The following is a 22,103-nucleotide window of genomic DNA, read 5'->3' as shown; positions in this document are numbered from 1 at the left end:
GCCTGTCCGCTCGCACCCTGTCGGCCGCGTCCCTCGAGATTTCGGAACCTCGGGGCAGCACCGACCGAAGGAGGACGGGCGGGCGGGCGGGCAGCAACGGCGCGTACCCTCTCCCTCGTGAACGGTGCCGGTGTCCTCGACGAATCCGGGCGGCTGCGGCTCCTCGGCTCCGGGGTGACGGGTGCCGCGTTCGCGGTCGTCCTCGTCATGCTCGTGCTGTCGTCGTGGACCGAGGCGACCACCGCCGTCCTGGTCTCCGTCGGCATCCCGTCCGCGGCGGCAGGTGCCGCGATCGCCGTGTACCTGCAGCTCCGGTCCTGGCGCGCCGAGGGCGGGTACGAGAACTCGGTCCTCGTCCGCGACTGGGTCGCCGAGGGCCAGATCCCGGTCGGAGTACCCGCCGAGCTGTGGATCCCACTCGTCCAGGCGCAGGCCGACCGCGAGGGAGCCGGCTGGGGCAAGGTCGTCCTCGGCACGCTGTGGATCGCGATGACGTGGTCGATGCGTGACCAGCACGACGCCCTCATCACGACGATGTTGATCCTGCTCTGGGCCGGCATGGTCCTGTGGGCAGCCGTGTGGGTCATCCCCCGCGCTCGAGCGGCCCGTGCGCTGCTCCGCCGCGGCGTCTCCACGATCGGCTGAGCGACCGCCGGAACCATCGGCTGAGCGACCGCCGGAACCATCGGCTGAGCGACCGCCGCAACCCACTGACTACGCTCGGCGGCATGCAGAGTCGCACCCTCGGTCGCACCGGCCGCGAAGTCTCCCCCATCGGTCTCGGGACGTGGCAGTTCGGCGGTGACTGGGGCCCGGTGAGCGAAGCGGACGCGAACGCCGTGATGGACGCCTCGGTCGAGTCCGGCGTCACTTTCTTCGACACCGCCGACGTGTACGGCGACGGTCGCAGCGAGCAACTCATCGGCTCGTGGCGCGCGTCGAACCCCGACGTGCCGGTGACGGTCACGACGAAGATGGGTCGGCGTGCCGAGCAGGTCCCGTCGAACTACGTCGCAGCGAACTTCCGCGAGTGGGTCGACCGCTCCCGCACGAACCTGCGGCAGGACACGCTCGACCTGGTGCAGCTGCACTGCCCGCCGTCCGAGGTCATCGGCGACGACGCCGTGTACGACGCCCTCGACGCGCTGGTCGCGGACGGCTCGGTCGCCGCCTACGGCGTCAGCGTCGAGACGGCCGACCATGCACTCGCCGCGATCGCCCGGCCCGGCGTCGCGAGCGTCCAGATCATCCTCAACGCGTTCCGGCTCAAGCCGCTCGACCGCGTGCTGCCGGCAGCCCGGGAGGCAGGGGTCGGCATCCTCGCGCGCGTCCCGTTGGCGTCGGGGTTGCTGTCCGGCAAGTACACGACGGAGACGTCGTTCGCCGAGGGCGACCACCGCAACTACAACCGCCACGGCGAGGCCTTCGACCAGGGCGAGACGTTCAGCGGTGTGGACTACGACGACGGCGTGCGCGCGGCGCAGACCTTCGCCGCGTCGCTGCCGGACGCCGTCTCGGTGCCGCAGGCGGCGCTCGCCTGGGTCATCGCGCAGGACGGCGTGACCGCGGCGATCCCCGGTGCCCGCAACCCGGAGCAGGCTCGGTCGAACGCGGCGGCCGGCGACCTGCCGGAGATCGACGGCCTGGACGCCACGGTGCGCGACCTCTACGACACGTGGTTCCGCGCCACGGTCCACGACCGCTGGTGAGGACGCGCGTCGTCGCGGTCGCGGTGGCCGCACTTCTGCTGCTGACGGGCTGTGCCGCGCCGGGGGCGGGGACGTCGCGCGACGCCCCACCCTGGCCGCGGCCGACCGACCTGTCCGCCCGAGCCGACGCGGCGAGCCTGCGGAACGTGTGGGGCGAGCGGCTCGCCGAGCACGTCCACACCCACCTGACGATCCTCGACGGTGACACCCCGGTGACGGTCCCCGCGAACATCGGACACTCGGACCGGGGGAAGTTCGCCGCCGAGATCCACACGCACGACACCTCGGGAATCGTGCACGTCGAGTCCCCCACCGAGCAGACGTTCACGCTCGGCCAGTTCTTCGACGAGTGGGGCGTCTCGCTCGGTCCGGAACACGTCGGCGGCCTGCGCGGCGAGCTCACGGTGTGGGTGGACGGGCGCCGGACGATCGGCAACCCACGCTCCATCGAGCTGACGAACCGGCGCGAGGTCGTCCTGATCGTCACGACGATCGGCGAGGTCCCGCGCCTGCCCGCACCGTTCGACTGGCCGCCGCAGTACGGCTAGCGAGCACCGGACCGCCCCCGCTCAGGCCTCCTTCGGCGCGACCCACGCCAGGTCGAGCCCCCACTGCTCGACGGAGCCGGCCGGCAACTGCCACACGTACTCGTTCTTGAGCTTCTTGCCGTCCTCGCGGAACGGCCCCGTCCGGTACGGGTAGAACGCCACCGTCGGCAGCGTGCCGGGCGGCGCAGTGCGGATCGCGTTCGAGAAGTCCTTGTTCAGCCGCCGCAGTTCGGCGATGACCGCGGGGCGCGCCGCGTCCGAGTCGAAGGACCCGGCGCCCGCAGCGAGCTGGAACGCGATGTGCAGCTGGCGGTCGCCCCGGTCGTCCTCGTAGCTGATCAGCCGGTGGTTCTCGACGGCCTCGAGCAGCTCCGGGTCGCCGTAGACCACGTCGCGCACGACGTCGGGCGCGACGACCGCGCCGTTGTAGTCGACGGACAGGTCGGACCTGCCGTAGTGGAAGAGCAGCGGCAGGTCGAGCTCGGCGGCGTCGGCGAGTTCGTCGAAGCCGTGTGCGCGGAGCGTCTGCCGCAGTGGACGCATCCGCACGACGTGCCCGCGGTCGTGGATGTTGTACCGGATCCGCGGGCTGATGTTCTCGGATCGGGTGATCGTGACGACGAGTTCGCCGAGTTCGTTCGTCTCGATCAGGTACCCGAACGGGTTGAACTGGAACACCATCGGCAGCACGCCGTACTCGGCCTGCTTCGTCAGCGCGGCGGACAGCTCGGGCGACGCCGCGATCGCCCGACGTAGCTGCACGCTGAACGGCGTCTCGATGCCGAGATTGATCTCCAGGTCGCTCGCCCCGTACGACCCGAGGACGGCCTGCGCGTACTGCTCGATGTGGGCGCGCATGTTCTCGCTGATGCCCTCGCCACCGAACGCCGCGACGATCGTGTACTCACTCCAGTCGAGCCGGTCGTCCTCGAACAGCGCCTTCAGGAACGGCGGGTAGCTGCAGATGATGTACGTGAAGTCGGTGCCGAACTCGCGCATCGTCTGCACGATCTTGTCGCGGTCCGGCCCGATCGACTTGATCATCGACGACTCGGTGAGCGACGCTGTCACGTTCATGCCGGTGGCCCAGGCCCCGAGCGAGAACGCGTTGAGCACGAACGGTTGCTTCGGCAGGTCCTTCGCGGTGCGCGAGAACCCGAGCTGCAGCAGTTGCCGTGTCGCCTGCCGTTCGTCGGGACCGCGCACCCAGCTGGTCGGCGTGCCGCTCGACCCGCTCGACTCGTCGACGACGACCCCGCGCCGTGGCAGCCGTCCGTCGACGCAGCGCTCGGGGATGCTCCACCGCTTGACGTACGACTCCTTGTCCATCTCGGGCAGCCCCGAGATCGCCGCGGCGATCCCGGCACGCGTGTCGAGACGGAACGGACGGGAGGCCCGCCCCGCCTCCGCCAGGAAGGCCCCGTACGCAGGCACCCGCTTCGCAGCCTGCTCCACGGTCCGCCAGGCACGCCAGCGTCCGAGGGTCCAGCGGAGCGGCTCGATGCCCGGCGTGAGCAGGAGCTTGTGGGTGCCGACGCGCGGCATGAAGAGCGCCACGAAGGTCTCGACGACCCACACGACCGTGAAGACCGCGGCGCGCTTCACCGTGCACCCCCGAGCGTCATGGCGGCCGCTGGTCTGCGGTGTGCCAGGGGCGGTGGCGCGCTGTGCCCGAAGCGGAACAGCATCCACGCCATCCGGCCGTCGGACTCGTCGACGCCGGCCTGTTCGACGAAGGCGGCGTGCGAGCGCGGGTTCGTGATCACGGTGCCGAACGGGTGCAGGGCGATCCCCCGCGCGCTGAAATCGAGCCAGATCCGCATGAACACGCGGCCGGCCTCGACGTACTCGGCCGGCGTCCGGAACGGCCCTTCGAGCCAGCCGAGCTGCCGGACCCCGCGCATCGTCGACAGGTACACGCGCTTGAAGACCCCGCCGACGCCGGGGGCTTCCCACAGCCCGCGGTGCTCCATCGCGAACCGGAGCACCGGTCCGGGCATGAGCATCGTCTCGGCCGACAAACCGTCACCGGTGGTCGCGGCCTGCCGCTTCGAGAACCGCAGCCAGTGCAGGATCTCGTCGTGCACGGCGTCGTGCTGCAGGTCGTCGAACAGCGTCTCCTGGTTGACGCGCACGATCTCGTCGACGGTTGCCCGGTCGGACGTGGTGCGGAAGCGCTGCCCGGCTGCCGACGCGATGGCGGACGCGGCCTCGATCGCTGAGTCGTCCACCAGGGTGGCGTCGTAGGGCCTGCGTGAGGTGCGCCGCGCGAGGAAGCGGGCCAGGGCCTCCCGGTCGTCCGCCGTGACCGCCCGCGGACGCAGGCGCACGCTGCCCAAGCGGTGCAGACGGTCGTCGGCCGCGGCGTCCAGCCGGCCGAAGTCCATCTCGGCGTGGTCGAGCCGCTCCTGCACGGAGAAGCCGTGCGCCCGGGCGACGACCTCGAGCCCGGCCAGGAACACCCCCGCGCAGACGTGCCCGAACGGGATGCCGAAGGACTCTGCCGGCAGCCCCCGTCGCAGGTCGTAGAACACGGTCGCGGTGCGGTCGTCCTCGACGCGCACGACGATCGGTTGCGAGTTGTGCGGCGACGGGTAGTGTCGCGCGTCCTCGATGATGCCGGTCCACGGTGATGCCATCGGTTCCCCCTCGGTGGTCTCTGGCACCGATCATACGAACCCCCTCCGACGCCCATGCCGCTGCCGGCATGCGCGGCCACCGCGACCTGCGTAGCCTGCTGCCATGGGCACGATCCGGACCGGCACCGACCTCGCTGCGGTCGAGGACGTCGTGGCGGGCATCTCCGCCCACGGTGAGCGGTACCTGGACCGGCTCTTCACCGTGCGTGAGCGCACCGACGCGGGCGACGACCCGGAGCGTCTGGCCGCACGGTTCGCGGGCAAGGAAGCGGTCGTGAAGCTCCTCCGCCCCGCTCCGGACCAGGCGATCCCGCTGCGCGACGTGGCGATCGTCCTCGACGACCACGGGGCCCCGACGGTGGAGCTGACCGGGGCCGCCGCCGCGCTGGCCGAATCGGTCGGGTGCGGCCCGATCGCGGTGTCGCTCGCGCACGAGCGGGGGCTCGCAGTCGCGACGGCGGTCGCGCTGTCCGACCGCTGACGGGGCGCCGCCGGCAGCTCCGCCGCCGGCACCGCCGACTCGGAACGACGATCTCGATGTCGTACGACGTCGACTTCGTCGTTCCGAGTCGCCCCACCGCACCCCACCCCGCCCCACCTCCGCGCCACCCTGTACCACCGCACAGGGGCGTCGGACGCCGTGCGGTTTCGCGCACCCGCACGGCGGTTTCCCGAGGCCCGGTCTTCCTTATCGTTGCCGTCATGGACCAGGAACCACAGCACTCCAGCACGACCGCACCGACGGCGACCACGACCGCGACGCTCGCCGACCCGGCGATCGAGCAGGCCGTCCGCCGGGCCCTCGCCGACCACGGGCGCCTGACCGTGGACGCGCAGGACGTCGCCTCGATCGCCGACCTGTACGCGCTCGGGCTGTCGTCGCACGCCACGGTGAACGTCATGCTCGCCGTCGAGTCCGAGCTCGACGTCGAGTTCCCCGACTCGGTCCTGAACCGTTCCACCTTCGCCACCGTCGAGTCGATCGTGGCCGCTGCGGAACTCGCCTCGTGACCCTGACCATGTCGGCGACCGCGGTCGTCGACCGGTTCGCCGAGCGTGCCGCCGCCGTCGCCGCGGTCGCCGCGCAGTTCGCGGACGAGGTCGACCGCGACGCCCGTCCGCCGCGCGAGGCGATCGCGGCGATGCGCGAGTACGGTCTGCTCGCCGCTGCCGTCCCCGCCGAGCACGGTGGCGAGGGCGCCTCGGTGTCCGAGCTCTCCGCCATCGCCACCGAGCTCGGGCGTGCCTGTGCCGCCACCGGGATGGTCTTCGCGATGCACCAGGGCCAGGTGATGGCGCTCTGGCGGCACGGCGGCGACGGTGCCGGCGTGCTCGAGACCATCGCAGCGGTCCGCGACGGCGCACTCGTCGCCTCGGCCACCACCGAGCGCGGTGTCGGTGGCGACGCCCGCCGTTCCACGTGCTCGATCGAGGCCACCGACGACGGCCGGATCCGCCTGCGCAAGGACGCGCCGGTGATCTCGTACGCCACCGAGGCCGACGCGGTGTTCGTCACCGCCCGCCGCGACCCGGACGCCCCGGCCTCCGACCAGCGGCTGCTCATCTGCCGGACCGACTCGATGCTGCTGTCGCAGACCTCCACCTGGGACACCATGGGGCTGCGCGGGACCTGCAGCAACGGCTGGATCCTCGACACCGAGACCACCGTCGACCGGGTGTTCCGCGACGACTACGCCGCGATCTCGGCGCAGACGGTCCTGCCGGTCTCGCACGTGCTCTGGGCCTCGGTGTGGCTCGGCATCGCCGCCTCGGCGAGCGAGCGCGCCCGGACGGCCGTCCGCAAGCAGGCCCGCGCCGCGATCGGGACGACCCCGCCCGGAGCGCTCCGGCTCGCCGAACTCCTGGTCGACCTGCAGGCCCTCGCCGACTCCGTCCGGCACGCCGCCGAGCGGTTCGACGCCGCCGCCGACGACCCCGAGGTGCTCGCCTCGAGCGCCTCCGCCCTCGCCGCGAACGCCCTGAAGATCGGAGCGTCCGAGCGCGTCACCGACATCGTCACGAAGGCGATGCGGATCGTCGGGATCGCGGGCTACGCGGCCTCCGGTCCGATGAGCATCGCCCGACACCTCCGAGACGCCCACGGTGCCGCCGTCATGGTGAGCAACGACCGTCTCCTCAAGAACGACGCCGACCTGGCCCTCATGACGGGAGTGATCCTGTGACCCTCACGGACCCCAGCACCAGCACGACCAGCACGACGAGCCCCACCGCTCCGGACCTCGACGCCGCCCGCGCCGCACTCCGTGCCCGCCTGCTCGCCGACCGTGTGCTCATCGACCTCGGCTCCCCCGGGCTGTACGGCCGCACCGGCGTGTTCGAGCGCGTCTACACGGCCGTGGACGCCGCAGCCGTGCGCAGCCAGCAGGACCTCGACGCCGAGGTGCTGCGGTTCCCGCCGGTCGAGCCGCTCGCCGCGTTCGAGCGCACCGACTACATCGCGTCGTTCCCGGACCTCGCCGCGTCGATCTCCGGCTTCACCGGCGACGACCGCACGCACCGGGCACTGCTCGCCGCCCGCGAGCGCGGTGAGCGCTGGGAGCGCTTCCTCGAGCCCGCCGACCTCATGCTCACCCCCGCGGTCTGCCACCCGGTGTACGGCCTGGTCGGCGACACGATCCCGCAGGAGGGCCGCTTCTTCGACATCGTCGGCGACTCCTTCCGCCGCGAGCCGTCGCTCGACCCGATGCGCCTGCAGGCCTTCCACATGCACGAGTTCGTGCACATCGGCACGCCGGCGTCGGCCCAGCAGCACCGCGACGGCCGGATCCCGGTGATGCGCGAGCTGCTCGAGTCGTTCGGGCTCGAGATCGACGTCGTCCCCGCCAACGACCCGTTCTTCGGCCGCGTCGGGCAGATGCTCGCCCGCAACCAGGTCGAGCAGGCGCTCAAGTTCGAGTTCGTCACGCCCGTCTACGGCGACGACCACCCGACCACGGCGATCAGCTCGGCGAACCTGCACGAGGACCACTTCGGCACCTCGTTCGGCCTCCGCACCGCCGACGGCGAGGTCGCCCACAGCGCCTGCATCGCCTTCGGCCTGGAGCGCATCACCATCGCCCTGTTCGCCGCACACGGCACGGACGTCGACGCCTGGCCGGCGTCGGTCCGCGCGGCACTCGAGCTGTGACGACGCTGCACGGATGGTCCGGTTCGCCGGCCGTCCGCGCCGCCGTGCAGCTGCCGCCCGCGGCGCGGGCCGGCGTCGTCATCTGCCCGCCGCTGGGTCAGGAAGGCGTGATCGCGTACCGCACGCTCCGCCTGCTCGCAGACCGCCTGGAGGCCCGTGGCATCGCCTCGGTGCGCTACGACCCGTCCGGACGTGGTGACGGCGCACCCGACACCGACCCCGACGCGCAGGTCCGGTCCGCACTCCACGCGGCCGCCGTGCTCCGCACGTCGGGATTGCAGCACGTGGCGTTCGTCGGACTCGCCTCCGCATCCCTCGTCGCCGCGGCCGCCGCGGAGGACACCGACGCCCTGCTCGTCTGGGACGCCCCGGCGTCCGGTCGGGGCTGGCTCCGTCGGCAACGTGCCCTCGCGACGATCACGATCGGCAGCGAGCGGATCGTCGACGGCGTCGAGAGCCTGATCGGCATCGAGGTCGAACCCGACGAGGCGACGGCGCTCTCCGCCCTCGCCTTCGCGCCGCGCACCGGTCCGACCGTGGCGCTGGTGCGGCCCGAGACCCGCGCGCCGAGGGCCCTCGGACCCGTCGAGACCGTCGAGGTGCCCGGCAGCGCCGAGTTGCTCGACGGCACCAGCATCCACGCCCGGATCCCCGGAGCCGCGGTCGACCGAGCCGTCGCCTGGCTCGACGCCTGGGCACCGACCGCTGCGGCGCCGGTGGTGTCGCCCGTGCTCGACGAGGTCCTGGACGTCGACGGCCGCGTGTCGGAGCGCATCGTCCACCTCGGCCCCGACGCGTTGTTCGCCGTCGAGACCGTGTCGTCAGCCCAGCACCACGACGCCCCGCTCGTCGTCCTGCACAACGGCGCCGCCGAACACCGGGTCGGCGCCACCGACTACCAGGTCGACCTCGCCCGCGCGCTCGCCCGTGACGGCGCCCGCGTCGTCCGGGTCGACCGCCGTGCCACCGGCGAGAGCACCAGCGTGCGCGAGGACGAACGCAGCTTCCTCTTCGCCCAGGAGTGGGTGGAGGACCAGTCCGCCGTCGTCGCCGACCTCGGTACCCCCTCGGACCGCCTGGTGCTCGTCGGCATGTGCGCCGGCGCGTGGCTCGCCGGTCGGTCGGCGGACGAAGCTCCGCGTCTGGTCGTCGAGATCAGCCCGAACGACTACCGCCGACAGCCGGCGGCACCGGGCAGCTACGAGGACGCCGTCCGCGCCGTCGACGCCCCCTCGGCACGTCGGCTGTGGGTCCGTCGGCGGTACAACGCCGTCGTGCCGAAGGGCCTGCGTGCGTGGATCGCCCGGCGGGACCGGGTCGGTGGCGTCGTCGAGCACGTCCGACCGCTCGTGGAGCACGGCACCGACGTCGTCGTGATCGCCGCCCCGGACGACGCCGCCCTGTTCGACCGGCTCGGCGGGCAGAAGGCCCTGCGCCGCTACGGCGGTGTCGGTCGGCGCGGTTCGGTGTCGATCGTGCGGGTCGAGGACGGCGACCACTCGCTGTTCTCCCCCGTGATGCGTCGCGCCGTGCGCGCCGAGGTGCGTTCCCGCGTCGCGGCGACGTTCCCCGTCCCCGCCTGACCCGCGCGTCCCGACTCCGAACGACACCCTCGACGTCGTACGACATCGAGGGTGTCGTAGCCGCGCGACCGCAACTGTTGCGGCCACGCGGGGACGACATGGTCGACGTCGTACGACAACCGCTTTGTCGCGCGGGGCGCGCCCGGATCGAGCGCATCGGCGCCGGACGCGGTCAGGCGAGTGCGAGCTCCCGGGCCACGGCGTCCGGGTGCTCGACGTGCGCGAAGTGCCCGCAGTCGTCGAGCAGGACCGTGCGGACCTGCGGTACGAGCTCCCGCAGGGCCTCGAGGTCCGAGGCGCGCGCGAACACGTCGTCGCGCCCGGCGATCGCGGTGACCGGGCAGGTGATCCCCCGCCAGCGGCCGAGGTCGTAGCCCGCAGCAGTCCGCGCCGCATCGGTGAACCGGGTCGGCCGGAGTTCCTCGACGAAGGCGTCGAGCACGCTGCGGTCGAGGCGTCGCACGTGCGTGAACACGGGTGCGGCGAGCAGCGGCAGCAGCCCGACGCGGGACAGCGCCCGGAGCATCGGCCGCGCGGCCTCGCCGGTGATCGACAGGCCCGCACGCAGCAGGGTGAACGACGGCAGCGTCCGGAGCCCTCGGAGCGGGTGCCGTGCGGCGTCCGCGGTTGCGACGGTCGTGCCGGACACCAGGGCCACCGAGCGCACGAGCCGGGGCACGACGACCGCCAGGTGCATGCCGACGAAGGCCCCCATCGAGTGCCCGACGACGTCCACCGTCGTGATCCCGAGTGCACCCAGCACCGCCACCAGCGACATGGTCACGTCGTCGAGGTCGAACGCACCGCTCGGCGCCGGCGACGATCCCCATCCCGGCAGGTCGACGAGCACGAGGCCACGGGCGCCGACGCCGTGCGCCGCGGTCAGCAGCGGGGTCCAGGTCGACCAGGAGCCCGCGACGCCGTGCAACAGCAGGAGCGGATCGGGACCGGCACGGTGGTGCACCACGACGGCTCCGGCGGGCGTCAGGACCTCGGTACGCCGGAGGTGCCACGTGGCGGGCGTGGGCGACACCGGGGAGGGGGCGTAGGCCTCGGTGGTGACCACACGGTCACGTGCGTCCGTGTCGATGGCGTGCACCGGGCCTCCTGTCCGCTGTCGACGCGGATGCGTCGCAGGAGGGATTCGGAACGCTAGCCGACCGGGACGGGTGCGGTGCAGGCGGCGAGGCGGTCGAGCGCGGCCTTGTACTCGGCGACGTCGCGCTGCAGGCCGGGCTCGGTGATGATCGAGGCCTTGATCCGGCCCTGCACGTCGATGACGAAGGTCGCGCGGGTGGCGAAGCCCTTGTGCTCGAGGAAGACGCCGTACTCCTTCGAGACCGCGCCGTGCGGCCAGAAGTCGGCGAGGAGTTCGAAGTCGTAGCCGTTGAGCTCGGCGAAGGAGCGGAGCGTCGCCTTGGAGTCGACGGAGATGCCGATCAGCTCGACGCGCTGGTCCTGGAACATCGCGACGTTGTCCTGCAGGGCGCAGAGCTCGTTCGTGCAGTTCGACGAGAACGCGAGCGGGAAGAAGACGAGTGCGACCGGGCGGTTGCCGCGGAAGTCGCTGAGTCGGACGTGCTCACCGAACTGGTTCGGGAGCTCGAAGTCCGGCGCGAGAGAGCCGATCTCGAGAGCCATCGGGACGTGTGCTTCTTCCTCGGGTGTGGGGTGTACCCGTCGGGTCCGTGCGCACGCGGGTCGCGTGTGCACGATCGGCCATGCTACGCCGACCGCACCCGAATGCAAGCACCCGCCACGTGCACCGCACCATCAGCATCACCGTCGGTGCTGGGGCCTAGAGTGGACGGGGCCCCATCCGGTCGTGACCCGACCACCGGAGCCACCATGTCCACCACCACGAGAACGAACGAGGTCAAGGGTGACGGTGAACGACCAGGACCCGTACAGCACCGGGGCGAACGACCAGGACCCGCAGGAGACCGCCGAATGGCGTGAGTCCCTCGACGGATTGGTCCAGACCCACGGACACCAGCGCGGTCGCGAGATCATGCTGAGCCTGCTCAAGCGGTCCAAGGAACTGCACCTCGGTGTGCCGATGGTCCCGACGACGGACTACGTGAACACCATCGCGCCGGAGAACGAACCCGAGTTCCCCGGCGACGAGGAACTGGAGCGCCGGTACCGCCGGTGGATCCGCTGGAACGCGGCCATCACGGTGCACCGCGCGCAGCGTCCGGGCATCAGCGTCGGCGGCCACATCTCGACGTACGCGTCGAGCGCCGCGCTGTACGAGGTCGGCTACAACCACTTCTTCCGAGCGCAGGACCACGCGTCCGGCGGCGACCAGGTGTTCTTCCAGGGCCACGCCTCCCCCGGCATGTACGCGCGCGCCTACATGGAAGGACGTCTCGGCGAGGACCAGCTCGACGGGTTCCGGCAGGAGAAGTCCCACGCCGGTGGCGGCCTGTCGTCGTACCCGCACCCGCGGCTCATGCCGCACTTCTGGCAGTTCCCGACCGTGTCGATGGGCATCGGCCCGATCAACGCGATCTACCAGGCGCAGCAGGCCAAGTACCTCACCAACCGCGGCATCAAGGACGCCTCCGACCAGCAGGTCTGGGCGTTCCTCGGCGACGGCGAGATGGACGAGGTCGAGTCGCGCGGACAGCTCCAGGTCGCGGCGAACGACGGCCTCGACAACCTGAACTTCGTGATCAACTGCAACCTGCAGCGACTCGACGGTCCGGTGCGCGGCAACGGCAAGATCATCCAGGAGCTCGAGGCGTTCTTCCGCGGTGCGGGCTGGAACGTCATCAAGGTCGTCTGGGGGCGTGAGTGGGACGACCTGCTCGCCCGCGACACCGAGGGCGCGCTGCTCAACCTGATGAACCAGACGCCGGACGGCGACTACCAGACGTACAAGGCCGAGAACGGCGCGTACGTCCGCGAGAACTTCTTCGGGCGCGACCCGAAGGCGCTCGAGCTCATCGAGGGCTACAGCGACGACCAGGTCTGGAACCTCAAGCGCGGTGGCCACGACTACCGCAAGGTCTACGCCGCGTTCAAGGCTGCGACCGAGCACAAGGGCCAGCCGACGGTCATCCTGGCGAAGACGGTCAAGGGCTACGGCCTCGGCCCGAGCTTCGAGGGCCGCAACGCGACCCACCAGATGAAGAAGCTCACGCTCGACAACCTCAAGCAGTTCCGCGACGAGATGCGCATCCCGATCTCCGACGCGCAGCTGGAAGAGAACCCCTACACGCCGCCGTACTACCACCCGGGCAACGACGACGAGGCGATCCAGTACATGCACGAGCGTCGTCAGGCGCTCGGTGGCTACGTGCCGGAGCGTCGGACCAAGTACACCTCGATCACCCTCCCCGAGGACGCGAAGTACCAGGTCGTCAAGAAGGGCTCCGGCAAGCAGGAGATCGCCACCACCATGGCGTTCGCCCGGCTGCTGAAGGACCTGCTCCGCTCCCCCGACTTCGGCAACCGCGTGGTGCCGATCATCCCGGACGAAGCCCGCACGTTCGGCATGGACGCGTACTTCCCGACGGCGAAGATCTACAACCCGAACGGCCAGCACTACACGTCGGTCGACCGCGAGCTGCTCCTGGCGTACAAGGAGAGCCCGCAGGGCCAGATCATCCACGTCGGCATCAACGAGGCCGGGGCCATGGCGGCGTTCACCGCGGTGGGCACCTCGTACTCGACGCAGGGCGAGCCGCTCATCCCGGTCTACGTCTTCTACTCGATGTTCGGGTTCCAGCGCACGGGTGACGCCATCTGGGCCGCCGGCGACCAGATGACCCGTGGCTTCATGATCGGCGCCACCGCCGGTCGCACGACGCTGACGGGCGAGGGACTGCAGCACGCCGACGGCCACTCGCTGCTCCTCGCGACGACGAACCCGGCCGTGGTGTCGTACGACCCCGCGTACGGGTACGAGATCGGGCACATCGTGCAGGCCGGCCTCGACCGGATGTACGGCACGAACGAGGACGGCTCGCCCAAGCACAGCGACCCGAACGTCATGTACTACCTGACGGTCTACAACGAGCCGATCGTCCAGCCGGCTGAGCCCGAGGGCATCGACGTCGACGGCATCGTCAAGGGCATGTACCTGCTCAAGCCGAGCGAGCACGACGGCCCGAAGGCCCAGCTGCTCGCGTCCGGTGTGGCCGTGCCGTGGATCCTCGAGGCGCAGCAGCTCCTCGCCGAGGACTGGGGCGTCTCCGCCGACGTCTGGAGCGTCACGAGCTGGGGTGAGCTGTACCGCGACGGTCTCGACGCGGAGCAGCACGCGTTCCTCAACCCGAACGAGTCGCCGCGCACGCCGTACGTCACCGAGCGCCTGCTCGCCACCGAGGGGCCGGTCGTCGCCGTCAGCGACTTCATGCACCAGGTGCAGGAGCAGATCCGCCCGTTCGTGCCGACCGACTACGCCACGCTCGGCGCCGACGGCTTCGGCTTCTCGGACACCCGTCCGGCCGCTCGCCGCTTCTTCCACATCGACGGCCCCTCGGTCGTCGTGCGGACGCTGCAGCAGCTCGCCCGCCAGGGCAAGGTCGACGGCGCACTCGTCCAGCAGGCGATCGACAAGTACCGCCTGCACGACGTGACCGCCGGCACCACGGGCAGCGCGGGCGGCGAGAGCTGATCAGCAGGTGACGCCCGTCCAGCCGGACACCGAGGGCCTGTCGAAGGCCCAGAGCCAGGAGAGCGCGCGCGAGCGGGCGCTCTCCTGGCTCCGTCAGGTGTCCGGAGAACTCTCCACCGCCACGATCAAGCGGCTCGAGGACACCCTCCCCTGGTACAGCGAGATGCCGCCGGGGCGCCGCTCCGCTGTGGGCCTCGTCGCTCAGGCGGGCATCACCTCGTTCATCAGCTGGCTCGAGGGCACCGCGTCGACGCCGTGGATCGCCGCGGCCGACGTCTTCGGTTCAGCCCCGCGTGAGCTGCTGCGCTCGGTGAGCCTGCAGCAGACCCTGCAGCTCATCCGCGTGGTCGTCACGGTGGTCGAGGAACGCGCCGCCGACGACGAGATGCTCCAGGAAGCGATCCTGAAGTACTCGCGCGACATCGCCTTCGCGGCAGCGGACGTCTACGCCCGGGCGGCCGAGGCCCGCGGGCTGTGGGACGCCCGACTCGAAGCGCTCGTGGTCGACTCGATCCTGTCGGGCGAGTACGACGACGAGCTGCCGTCCCGCATCGCCGCCCTCGGGTGGCACGGGCACGGCGAGGTCGCGGTGCTCGTCGGCACGGCACCGAAGCAGCTCGAGGTCGACCAGGTCCGCCGCACCGCCCGCCACATGGACGCCGACGTGCTCGTCGGCGTGCAGGGCTCGCGGCTCGTCGTGGTGATCGGGCGCTCGACCCCGCGGGACGACGTGCCCGAGGGCGAGGACCCGGTCTCGTTCACGGCCATCGCGCAGGCGCTCGAGCCGCTGTTCGGCGAAGGCCACCTGGTGCTCGGCAACGAGGTCCCCGGGGTCGTCGACGCCTCGACCAGCGCGAAGGCAGCCCTCGCCGGGTTCGCCGTCGCGCGTGCCTGGCGCGGGGTCCCCCGTCCGGCGCTGGCCGACGACCTGCTGCCCGAACGCGCCCTGGCCGGCGACCCGCTCGCCCGGTCCGCCCTGGTGCAGCGCATCTACGTGCCGCTCAAGGACCAGTCCACCGAGCTCCTGCAGACCCTGTGGTGCTACCTGGACACCGGTCGGTCGCTCGAGGCGACGGCGCGCGAGCTCTTCGTGCACCCGAACACCGTCCGCTACCGCCTGCGCCGCGTCGCGGACATCATCGGGTGGGACGCCACGCACGCTCGGGACGCCCTGATCGTGCAGTCGGCCCTGATCCTCGGCGCGATGTCCGAATCGGCCACGGGTCGTCGCCGCATCACCCCACGCCGGTAGGGAACCGACAATGTCACGCGGGGTTTCGTGTGGGAAGCCCACACGGGCCCCGCGGTGCATGAGCGACAGGATTGTCCGGTGATCGTCGTCGTCGCGCCCGGACAGGGCTCCCAGACCCCCGGCTTCCTCGCCCCCTGGCTCGAGGACGCCGCCGTTCGTGAACGTGTCGGGCAGTGGTCCGAGTCGATCGGGGTGGACCTCGCCGCACACGGCACCACGTCGGACGCCGACACCATCAAGGACACCGCGCTCGCGCAGCCCCTCATCGTCGCCGCCGGTCTCGTCACCGCCGACGCGCTGCTGGCCGACGGCCGCCGTGCGCTGGTCGGCGGGGTCGCCGGGCACTCGGTCGGCGAGTTCACCGCCGCCGCGGTCGCCGGGGTCCTCGAGCCGACCGACGCCGTGTCGCTCGTCGCCGAGCGCGGCCGGGCCATGGCGGACGCTGCTGCCCTCGAAGCGACCTCGATGGCCGCTGTGCTCGGCGGCGACGCCGACGCGGTCGCCGCAGCACTGCAGTCCCACGGGCTCGTCCCCGCGAACCACAACGGCGGCGGCCAGACCGTCGTCGCCGGCACGGCTGCCGGCATCGCCGCGCTCGTCGCCGACCCGCCCGCCAAGGCCCGCGTGATCCCGCTCGCGGTCGCCGGTGCGTTCCACACCCATTTCATGGCCCCCGCGGTCGAGCGCGTGGCCCCCGTCGCCGCGGCCGCCACGGTGCAGGACCCGACCCTGCCGATCTGGACCAACGCCGACGGCTCACGGGTCGACGACGGTCGCCGGTTCGTGGACCTGATGGTCCGGCAGATCGCGAGCCCCGTGCACTGGGACGCCGTGATGGAGTCGTTCGCGGCCGCCGGGGTCACCGGCATCATCGAGCTCGCGCCGGCCGGCGCCCTGGTCGGGCTCGCCAAGCGCGGCCTGCGCGGCACGCCGTCCGTCGCCATCAAGACCCCCGAGGACCTGCCCGCAGCGATCGACCTGCTGCAGCGCGCGGACCAGGAAGCAGACGCCACCGCATGACCGAACGTCCCGCACTCTCCCAGCGCCGCGGCCACGAGTTCACCCGCATCCTGGCCTTCGGCGCCGCCCGCGGCGAGAACGTCGTGCCGAACGACGACCTGGTCGGCCCCATCGACTCGTCCGACGAGTGGATCCGCCAGCGCACCGGGATCATCACGCGCAAGCGTGCCGGCAAGGACGTCGAGGCCGTCGACCTCGCCGAGACCGCCGCGCGCGAGGCGATCGAGAAGGCCGGCCTGTCCCCCGACCAGATCGGTGTCGTGCTCGTCAGCACCGTGACGCACACCGTCGCGACCCCGTCGATGGCGTCGCTGCTCGCCGAGCGGATCGGCGCGACGCCCGCCGCCGCGTACGACATCAGCGCCGCGTGCGCCGGGTACGCCTACGGCATCGCCCAGGCCGACTCGTTCATCAAGTCCGGCCTCGCCGACCACGTCCTGGTCGTCGGTGCCGAGAAGCTCAGTGACGTCGTCGACCCGACCGACCGCTCGATCTCGTTCCTGCTCGGTGACGGTGCCGGCGCAGCCGTCGTCGGCCCGAGCGACTTCCCCGGCATCGCCCCGACCATCTGGGGCTCGGACGGCTCGAAGTGGGACGCCATCGGCATGACGGCGACCTACAACGAGTGGGAAGCCGGCGCGCCCCGCCCGACCATGCGCCAGGCGGGCCAGACGGTCTTCCGCTGGGCCGTGTGGGAGATGGTGAAGGTCGCCCGCGAAGCCCTCGAGACCGCCGGTGTCCGACCGGAGGACCTCGCGGCGTTCGTGCCGCACCAGGCGAACATCCGCATCATCGACGAGTTCGCCAAGCAGCTCGGCCTGCCCGAGTCGGTCACGATCGCCCGTGACATCACCACCACCGGCAACACCTCCGCCGCGAGCATCCCGCTCGCCACCCACCGCCTGCTCGAGGAACACCCCGAACTGTCCGGCGGGCTCGCCCTGCAGATCGGCTTCGGTGCCGGGCTCGTGTTCGGCGCCCAGGTCGTCGTGCTCCCCTGACTCGCCCACCCGGCGAACCCGAACCCACCCGGCCGCGCATCCCGCGCGACCAGCGACCACCCCGACGAGTCTCCGGGCGCGAGCACGCTGCGTGCCCTAGGCTGGTCCACGGTCAAACGACACCCCCCTCAAGGAGAAACTCATGGCCCTGTCCAACGAAGAAGTCCTCGCCGGCCTGGCCGAGCTGATCAACGACGAGACCGGTATCGCCACCGACACCGTCGCCGCCGACAAGTCCTTCACGGACGACCTCGACATCGACTCCATCTCGATGATGACCATCGTGGTCAACGCCGAGGAGAAGTTCGACGTGAAGATCCCGGACGAAGAGGTCAAGAACCTCAAGACCGTGGGCAACGCGGTCGACTACATCGTCAAGGCCCAGGCCTGACACGAGCTTCCTGAGCGCCGCGGCCCGCGGTCACCGTCGGCCGCGGCGCTCATCTTGTTCCCCAACGAAAGAACCGTCGTTCCATGACCAAGAAGACCGTCGTCGTCACCGGGATCGGTGCGATCTCACCCCTCGCCGCGACTGCCCCGGAAACGTGGGACGCCCTGCTCGCCGGCAAGTCCGGCATCACCCGCATCGAGGACCCGCGCTACGCCGAGCTCGAACTCCCCGTGGAGTTCGCCGGCCAGGCACGTCGGTTCCTCACCGACCAGCTCACCCGCCCCGAGTCGAAGCGCCTGGACCCCTCGTCGCAGCTGTCCCTCGTCGCGGCGCGTGAGGCGTGGGCCGACGCCGGCATCGACGCCGAGTCCGTGGTCCCCGAGCGCCTCATCGTCGACTGGGCGACCGGCATCGGCGGCGTGAACACCCTGCTCGACGCCTGGGACACCCTGCGCGAGAAGGGCCCACGTCGGGTCCTGCCGATGACGGTCCCGATGCTCATGGCGAACGGTCCGGCCGCTGCCATCGAGATGGAGTTCGGCGCCCGTGGCGGCGCCCGCACCTACCTGTCGGCCTGCGCCTCGTCGACCGAGTCCCTGGCCGAGGCGTACCGCCACGTCGCCGACGGAGACGCCGACATCGTCATCACCGGTGGCGCCGAGGCCGCACTGCACCCGCTGCCCCTGGCGGCGTTCGCGGCGATGCAGGCCCTGTCACGCCGCAACGACTCCCCCGAGACCGCGTCGCGTCCGTACGACGTCACCCGTGACGGCTTCGTCCTCGGTGACGGCGCCGCGGCGCTCATCCTCGAGTCGAAGGAGCACGCCGAGGCCCGCGGTGCGACCATCTACGCCGAGGTCGCCGGCGCCGGCATCACCTCGGACGCGTTCCACATCACGGCACCGGACCCCGAGGGCAGCGCTGCCGCCCGTGCGGTCCTGCAGGCCCTCGACCACGCCGGTGCCAGCCGCGAGGACGTCGTGCACGTCAACGCGCACGCCACCTCGACCCCGGTGGGCGACGTCGCCGAGTACCACGCCATGCGCCGCGTCTTCGGTGACCACCTCGACGACATCGTCGTGTCGGCGACCAAGGCGTCGACGGGTCACCTGCTCGGTGGTGCCGGGGCGATCGAGGCTGCGTTCACGGTCCTCGCCCTGCACAACCGTGTCGCGCCGCCGACGATCAACCTCAACGACCAGGACCCGGAGATCGTCATGGACGTCGCGCGCGAGCCGCGTACACTGCCCGACGGTGACCTGCTCGCGGTGAGCAACTCGTTCGGCTTCGGCGGACACAACGCCGTGGTCGCGTTCCGCAGCGTCTGATCCGTCGCACCCTGCCAGGAGGCCCGTCCCGCGTCGTCGGGGCGGGCTTCCGTCGTGTGTGTTGCCGGCTTCAGTGCCGCGAAGGCGACAGTTCGCGGCCACACGTTCACGACCGCACCGCCAAAGCGACAGTCTGCGGCCGAATGTTGGCGGCACAGTGTCGCTTTCGCGAAACGGCGGAGACGCCAGCGTCTGGCGCACCCGACACGCCGGCGTGTGCTGCGAGCTCCGGTCAGCCGACGCGGTGCAGCCAGACGACGGGGTTGCCCTCGGCCGCGTGGCGGAAGGGCTCGAGCTCGTCGTCCCAGGCCTGTCCGAGCGCGAGCCGGAGCTCACGGTGGAGTTCGAGCGCGTTGCTGCCCGCGACCTCCATGGCGTAGCGGACGCGGTCCTCGGGGATGACCATGTTCCCGGTCACGTCGGTCTGCGCGTAGAAGACCCCGAGGTCGGGCGTGTGCATCCAACGGCCGCCGTCGGACTCGGTCGTCGGTTCCTCGGTCACCTCGTAGCGCAGGTGCTCCCAGCCACGCAGCGCGGAGGCGATCGCGGCACCGGCACCGACCGCACCGGTCCAGGTGAACTCGGTCCGCCGGGCACCGTCCTGTGCCGGCTGGTCGAGCCAGGAGAAGTTCACGGCGCGGTTGATCGCGCGACCTGCTGCCCATTCGACGTGCGGGCAGAGCGCGCGGGGTGAGGAGTGCACGTAGAGCACTCCTGTCGTCGTTCCGTTCACGGTTCCTCCGATACGTCAGGTGCGACTTCCCCATCGACCTGGTGCGGAGGATCCGAGCGGCTGCGAGCCACGGAACCATTCGGTATGCGATTGTGATGTCCCGACAGGACACGCCCATTATGCAGCGTTCCGGCTGGGAACGGCAAGGACCCCGCCGAGCGCGATCCGGTTCAGTGCAGGACGGTGCCCGCGGGGTCGACGGGGTGCCGCTCCCCCGCCGTGATCGGCACGGGCACGCGGTTCTCGGCCGGCGGGATCGGGCAGGCGAACTGGTACGAGAACGCGCAGGGCGGCAACACGAGCAGGTTCCAGTCGAGCTCGACCGTGCCCGCGGTGCCGGGGTCGTCGAGGTACAGGAAGCGGCCCATCGAGTACGTGCTGCCGGGGTCGTCCTCGGCGAGGGCGCTCGTGGCGTCCTGCACGATGAGCTGCAGCCGCGGAGCACCCCGGAACGCGGCGGACCGGACCGCGACGAACCGCATGGTCGTGCTCCCGACGGCCGTCTCGATGTGCCCGGCGACCGGCAGGGCGTCGCCGGCGGCGTCGAGGACGCTGCCACGGGCCTCCCGGTCGTCGCCCGCACCGGCGTCCAGCGGGACGTACGTGCCGGACCCCACCCAGTCGTCGGACCGGTCGAACCGGGCGATGCGCGCGAAGCGGTGGATCGGCTCCGCCGCGGGGCCCCAGACGCGCAGCGTCGAGCCGGACACCGTGCCCGCGAAGCCGTCGGGGAACGCGACGGCGGACGGCACCACGGCGGTGTCACCGGCGACGAGCACGGTGCCGTCGACGGGGACGCCGTCCACGACGACACCGTCGGTGGCGGCGGCCGTCACCGTGAGGCCGCCGACCGCGGGTGCCCAGGTGCCGGGGACCGGCCACACCGGCTGCTGGTGGTCGACGTGCTGGGCGTTCACGAGCGCCAGCGGGCCACGGGGACCGCGTGCCCAGCGATCGCGTTCCGCGACGTGGTCGGCGAAGCCGCCGGCGGCGTCCGTCACGCCAGCTCCTGGCGCGGGTAGATGACCTTCTGCACGATGATGATGATCGACGCGGCGACGGGCAGGGCGACCAGGGCGCCGAGCACGCCGCCGATCGTGCCGCCGGCCACCGCGGCGATGACCACGAGGGCCCCGGGCACCTGCACCGCACGCGACATGATGCGCGGCGAGATGAGGTACGCCTCGACCTGCATGTAGACGAGGTAGTAGATCGCCGCGGCGAGGGCGGTCGCGGGCGACGCGAACAGGCAGAGCAACGAGATGACGACCGCAGCGCCGAGGGTGCCGACGAGCGGGATGAGCGAGCCGAGGAACGCGAACGAGGCGAGCAGCACGGGCAGCGGCGCACCGATGATGAGCAGGAACACCAGGCTCAGGATGCCGTTGATGAGCGCCTGCGACACCTGGCCGACGACGTACCGACCGACCGCCTGGGTGATCTGCTCACTGACGTCGATGAAGTTCTCGCGGCGGGACGCCGGTACGAACCGGTACGCCGCACGCTTCATGCCCCGCATCGACGCGAGGAAGTAGAGCATCAGGATGAGGACGATGAGCACGCCGGTGAGCCCCGACAGGATACCGCTACCGACCGCCAGGATGCCGCCGCCGACGCTGAGCAGGTTGCCCGGGTTCTCGACGAAGGACTGCACCGACTCGAGCGCGTGGTCGATGTCGAACGACCCGGCGAACTGCTTCGACAGGTCCTGCACCCACTGCTGCTTCGAGATGTCGTCGACGACCTCGGGGAAGTTCTGGATCAGGTTCGTCGCCTGCTCGACCAGGATCGGGACGACCGCGAAGACGACCCCGGCGAACGCCGCCAGGACGCCCACGACGACGACGGTGATCGCCGCCCACCGCGGGATGAGCCGCTCGAGGAACGAGACGAGCGGGTCGATGCCGAGCGCGAGGAAGAGCGCGACCCCGATGTAGACGAGGACGGTGCTGAGCTCGCCGATGATGGTGCCGGCGAGCAGCGCGACGAGCACACCGATGGCACCCATGAACCCGATGCGGAAGGCGTTGACGCGCACGCCGGTGCCACCGCGCGTCACCTGGAACGTGACGTTCGGCGTCGGACCAGCGCCGTCGTGGTCGTCCTCGCGCTTGCGTTTCATCT

General features: G+C 71.4%; 21 protein-coding genes. 14 read left to right on the top strand and 7 right to left on the bottom strand.

Annotation, left to right across the window (positions count from 1 at the left end; translation table 11 throughout):
- Positions 1-117 precede the first annotated feature (117 nt).
- The 3 genes from EDF42_RS13535 to EDF42_RS13525 all read left to right on the top strand — a co-directional run bounded on the left by EDF42_RS13535 (position 118) and on the right by EDF42_RS13525 (position 2,257).
- Complete coding sequence (locus EDF42_RS13535; protein WP_123340433.1) at positions 118-645, top strand: hypothetical protein; 528 nt, start codon at positions 118-120, stop codon at positions 643-645.
- Between the two features lie 83 nt (positions 646-728).
- On the top strand, positions 729-1,709 hold the full coding sequence (locus tag EDF42_RS13530) for an aldo/keto reductase (protein ID WP_123672670.1): 981 nt from the start codon (positions 729-731) through the stop codon (positions 1,707-1,709).
- Positions 1,706-2,257 carry a hypothetical protein gene (locus EDF42_RS13525; RefSeq protein ID WP_123672669.1) on the top strand — a complete coding sequence of 184 codons (552 nt, stop codon included), beginning with the start codon at positions 1,706-1,708 and terminating at the stop codon, positions 2,255-2,257. The genes EDF42_RS13530 and EDF42_RS13525 overlap by 4 nt, the downstream gene beginning before the upstream one ends.
- 21 nt (positions 2,258-2,278) lie before the next feature.
- Here EDF42_RS13525 and EDF42_RS13520 read toward each other — a convergent pair whose 3' ends face one another.
- Together EDF42_RS13520 and EDF42_RS13515 are read right to left on the bottom strand one after the other, a co-directional pair.
- Entirely contained in the window at positions 2,279-3,862 is a 1,584-nt protein-coding gene (locus tag EDF42_RS13520) for a phenylacetate--CoA ligase family protein (RefSeq protein ID WP_260235504.1), read from the bottom strand.
- Positions 3,859-4,896 (bottom strand): hypothetical protein, encoded by a 1,038-nt coding sequence (locus tag EDF42_RS13515; protein ID WP_123672667.1) that lies wholly within the window; start codon positions 4,894-4,896, stop codon positions 3,859-3,861. Before EDF42_RS13515 ends, EDF42_RS13520 begins: the two co-directional genes overlap by 4 nt.
- Positions 4,897-4,999: 103 nt before the next feature.
- On the opposite strand from EDF42_RS13515, the gene EDF42_RS13510 reads away from it, so the two are divergent.
- The 5 genes from EDF42_RS13510 (at position 5,000) to EDF42_RS13490 (ending at position 9,627) form a co-directional block, all read left to right on the top strand.
- Complete coding sequence (locus tag EDF42_RS13510) at positions 5,000-5,377, top strand: holo-ACP synthase (RefSeq protein ID WP_123340429.1); 378 nt, start codon at positions 5,000-5,002, stop codon at positions 5,375-5,377.
- A gap of 221 nt (positions 5,378-5,598) precedes the next feature.
- Entirely contained in the window at positions 5,599-5,907 is a 309-nt protein-coding gene (locus EDF42_RS13505; protein ID WP_123340428.1) for an acyl carrier protein, read from the top strand.
- The gene (locus EDF42_RS13500) at positions 5,904-7,079 is read left to right on the top strand and encodes an acyl-CoA dehydrogenase family protein (protein ID WP_221180488.1); all 1,176 of its coding nucleotides are present in this window, start codon (positions 5,904-5,906) and stop codon (positions 7,077-7,079) included. The genes EDF42_RS13505 and EDF42_RS13500 overlap by 4 nt, the downstream gene beginning before the upstream one ends.
- A complete protein-coding gene (locus EDF42_RS13495; RefSeq protein ID WP_123672665.1) occupies positions 7,076-8,044 on the top strand; it encodes an amino acid--[acyl-carrier-protein] ligase in 969 nt (322 codons plus the stop codon). Before EDF42_RS13500 ends, EDF42_RS13495 begins: the two co-directional genes overlap by 4 nt.
- Complete coding sequence (locus tag EDF42_RS13490) at positions 8,041-9,627, top strand: alpha/beta fold hydrolase (RefSeq protein WP_123672663.1); 1,587 nt, start codon at positions 8,041-8,043, stop codon at positions 9,625-9,627. The genes EDF42_RS13495 and EDF42_RS13490 overlap by 4 nt, the downstream gene beginning before the upstream one ends.
- Before the next feature lie 172 nt (positions 9,628-9,799).
- Here EDF42_RS13490 and EDF42_RS13485 read toward each other — a convergent pair whose 3' ends face one another.
- Together EDF42_RS13485 and EDF42_RS13480 are read right to left on the bottom strand one after the other, a co-directional pair.
- Positions 9,800-10,726 carry an alpha/beta fold hydrolase gene (locus EDF42_RS13485; protein WP_185040953.1) on the bottom strand — a complete coding sequence of 309 codons (927 nt, stop codon included), beginning with the start codon at positions 10,724-10,726 and terminating at the stop codon, positions 9,800-9,802.
- A 53-nt stretch (positions 10,727-10,779) separates the two neighbouring features.
- Positions 10,780-11,268, bottom strand: a complete 489-nt coding sequence (locus tag EDF42_RS13480) for a peroxiredoxin (RefSeq protein ID WP_111085695.1) — start codon at positions 11,266-11,268, stop codon at positions 10,780-10,782.
- Between the two features lie 241 nt (positions 11,269-11,509).
- On the opposite strand from EDF42_RS13480, the gene aceE reads away from it, so the two are divergent.
- The 6 genes from aceE to EDF42_RS13450 all read left to right on the top strand — a co-directional run bounded on the left by aceE (position 11,510) and on the right by EDF42_RS13450 (position 19,246).
- A complete protein-coding gene (gene aceE, locus EDF42_RS13475) occupies positions 11,510-14,254 on the top strand; it encodes a pyruvate dehydrogenase (acetyl-transferring), homodimeric type (RefSeq protein WP_123292581.1) in 2,745 nt (914 codons plus the stop codon).
- Positions 14,255-14,291: 37 nt separating this feature from the next.
- Entirely contained in the window at positions 14,292-15,506 is a 1,215-nt protein-coding gene (locus tag EDF42_RS13470; protein WP_111085717.1) for a CdaR family transcriptional regulator, read from the top strand.
- 78 nt (positions 15,507-15,584) lie between these two features.
- Positions 15,585-16,526 carry an ACP S-malonyltransferase gene (locus EDF42_RS13465; RefSeq protein ID WP_123672658.1) on the top strand — a complete coding sequence of 314 codons (942 nt, stop codon included), beginning with the start codon at positions 15,585-15,587 and terminating at the stop codon, positions 16,524-16,526.
- Complete coding sequence (locus EDF42_RS13460) at positions 16,523-17,527, top strand: beta-ketoacyl-ACP synthase III (RefSeq protein ID WP_111085698.1); 1,005 nt, start codon at positions 16,523-16,525, stop codon at positions 17,525-17,527. The genes EDF42_RS13465 and EDF42_RS13460 overlap by 4 nt, the downstream gene beginning before the upstream one ends.
- A 142-nt stretch (positions 17,528-17,669) precedes the next feature.
- The gene (locus tag EDF42_RS13455) at positions 17,670-17,918 is read left to right on the top strand and encodes an acyl carrier protein (protein WP_017886710.1); all 249 of its coding nucleotides are present in this window, start codon (positions 17,670-17,672) and stop codon (positions 17,916-17,918) included.
- An 83-nt stretch (positions 17,919-18,001) separates the two neighbouring features.
- Positions 18,002-19,246 carry a beta-ketoacyl synthase gene (locus EDF42_RS13450; protein WP_123672656.1) on the top strand — a complete coding sequence of 415 codons (1,245 nt, stop codon included), beginning with the start codon at positions 18,002-18,004 and terminating at the stop codon, positions 19,244-19,246.
- A 232-nt stretch (positions 19,247-19,478) separates the two neighbouring features.
- Here EDF42_RS13450 and EDF42_RS13445 read toward each other — a convergent pair whose 3' ends face one another.
- The 3 genes from EDF42_RS13445 to EDF42_RS13435 all read right to left on the bottom strand — a co-directional run bounded on the left by EDF42_RS13445 (position 19,479) and on the right by EDF42_RS13435 (position 22,101).
- Positions 19,479-19,979 (bottom strand): DUF3145 domain-containing protein, encoded by a 501-nt coding sequence (locus EDF42_RS13445; protein ID WP_260235503.1) that lies wholly within the window; start codon positions 19,977-19,979, stop codon positions 19,479-19,481.
- Between the two features lie 170 nt (positions 19,980-20,149).
- On the bottom strand, positions 20,150-20,980 hold the full coding sequence (locus EDF42_RS13440) for a DUF1684 domain-containing protein (RefSeq protein ID WP_123672652.1): 831 nt from the start codon (positions 20,978-20,980) through the stop codon (positions 20,150-20,152).
- Positions 20,977-22,101 (bottom strand): AI-2E family transporter, encoded by a 1,125-nt coding sequence (locus tag EDF42_RS13435; protein ID WP_185040951.1) that lies wholly within the window; start codon positions 22,099-22,101, stop codon positions 20,977-20,979. The genes EDF42_RS13440 and EDF42_RS13435 overlap by 4 nt, the downstream gene beginning before the upstream one ends.
- Positions 22,102-22,103 lie beyond the last annotated feature (2 nt).

The organism is Curtobacterium sp. PhB172 (genome assembly GCF_003752545.1).
GTDB lineage: Bacteria > Actinomycetota > Actinomycetes > Actinomycetales > Microbacteriaceae > Curtobacterium.
Note: the sequence above shows the minus strand (reverse complement) of the source record. Positions and strands in the feature narration are given on the sequence as shown.

Coding starts and splice junctions, on each gene's coding strand:
- EDF42_RS13510 (WP_123340429.1), top strand. CDS start 5,000: ATGGGCACGATCCGGACCGGCACCGACCTCGCTGCGGTCGAGGACGTC.
- EDF42_RS13435 (WP_185040951.1), bottom strand. CDS start 22,101: ATGAAACGCAAGCGCGAGGACGACCACGACGGCGCTGGTCCGACGCCG.
- EDF42_RS13480 (WP_111085695.1), bottom strand. CDS start 11,268: ATGGCTCTCGAGATCGGCTCTCTCGCGCCGGACTTCGAGCTCCCGAAC.
- EDF42_RS13455 (WP_017886710.1), top strand. CDS start 17,670: ATGGCCCTGTCCAACGAAGAAGTCCTCGCCGGCCTGGCCGAGCTGATC.
- EDF42_RS13505 (WP_123340428.1), top strand. CDS start 5,599: ATGGACCAGGAACCACAGCACTCCAGCACGACCGCACCGACGGCGACC.
- EDF42_RS13460 (WP_111085698.1), top strand. CDS start 16,523: ATGACCGAACGTCCCGCACTCTCCCAGCGCCGCGGCCACGAGTTCACC.
- EDF42_RS13530 (WP_123672670.1), top strand. CDS start 729: ATGCAGAGTCGCACCCTCGGTCGCACCGGCCGCGAAGTCTCCCCCATC.
- EDF42_RS13515 (WP_123672667.1), bottom strand. CDS start 4,896: ATGGCATCACCGTGGACCGGCATCATCGAGGACGCGCGACACTACCCG.
- EDF42_RS13450 (WP_123672656.1), top strand. CDS start 18,002: ATGACCAAGAAGACCGTCGTCGTCACCGGGATCGGTGCGATCTCACCC.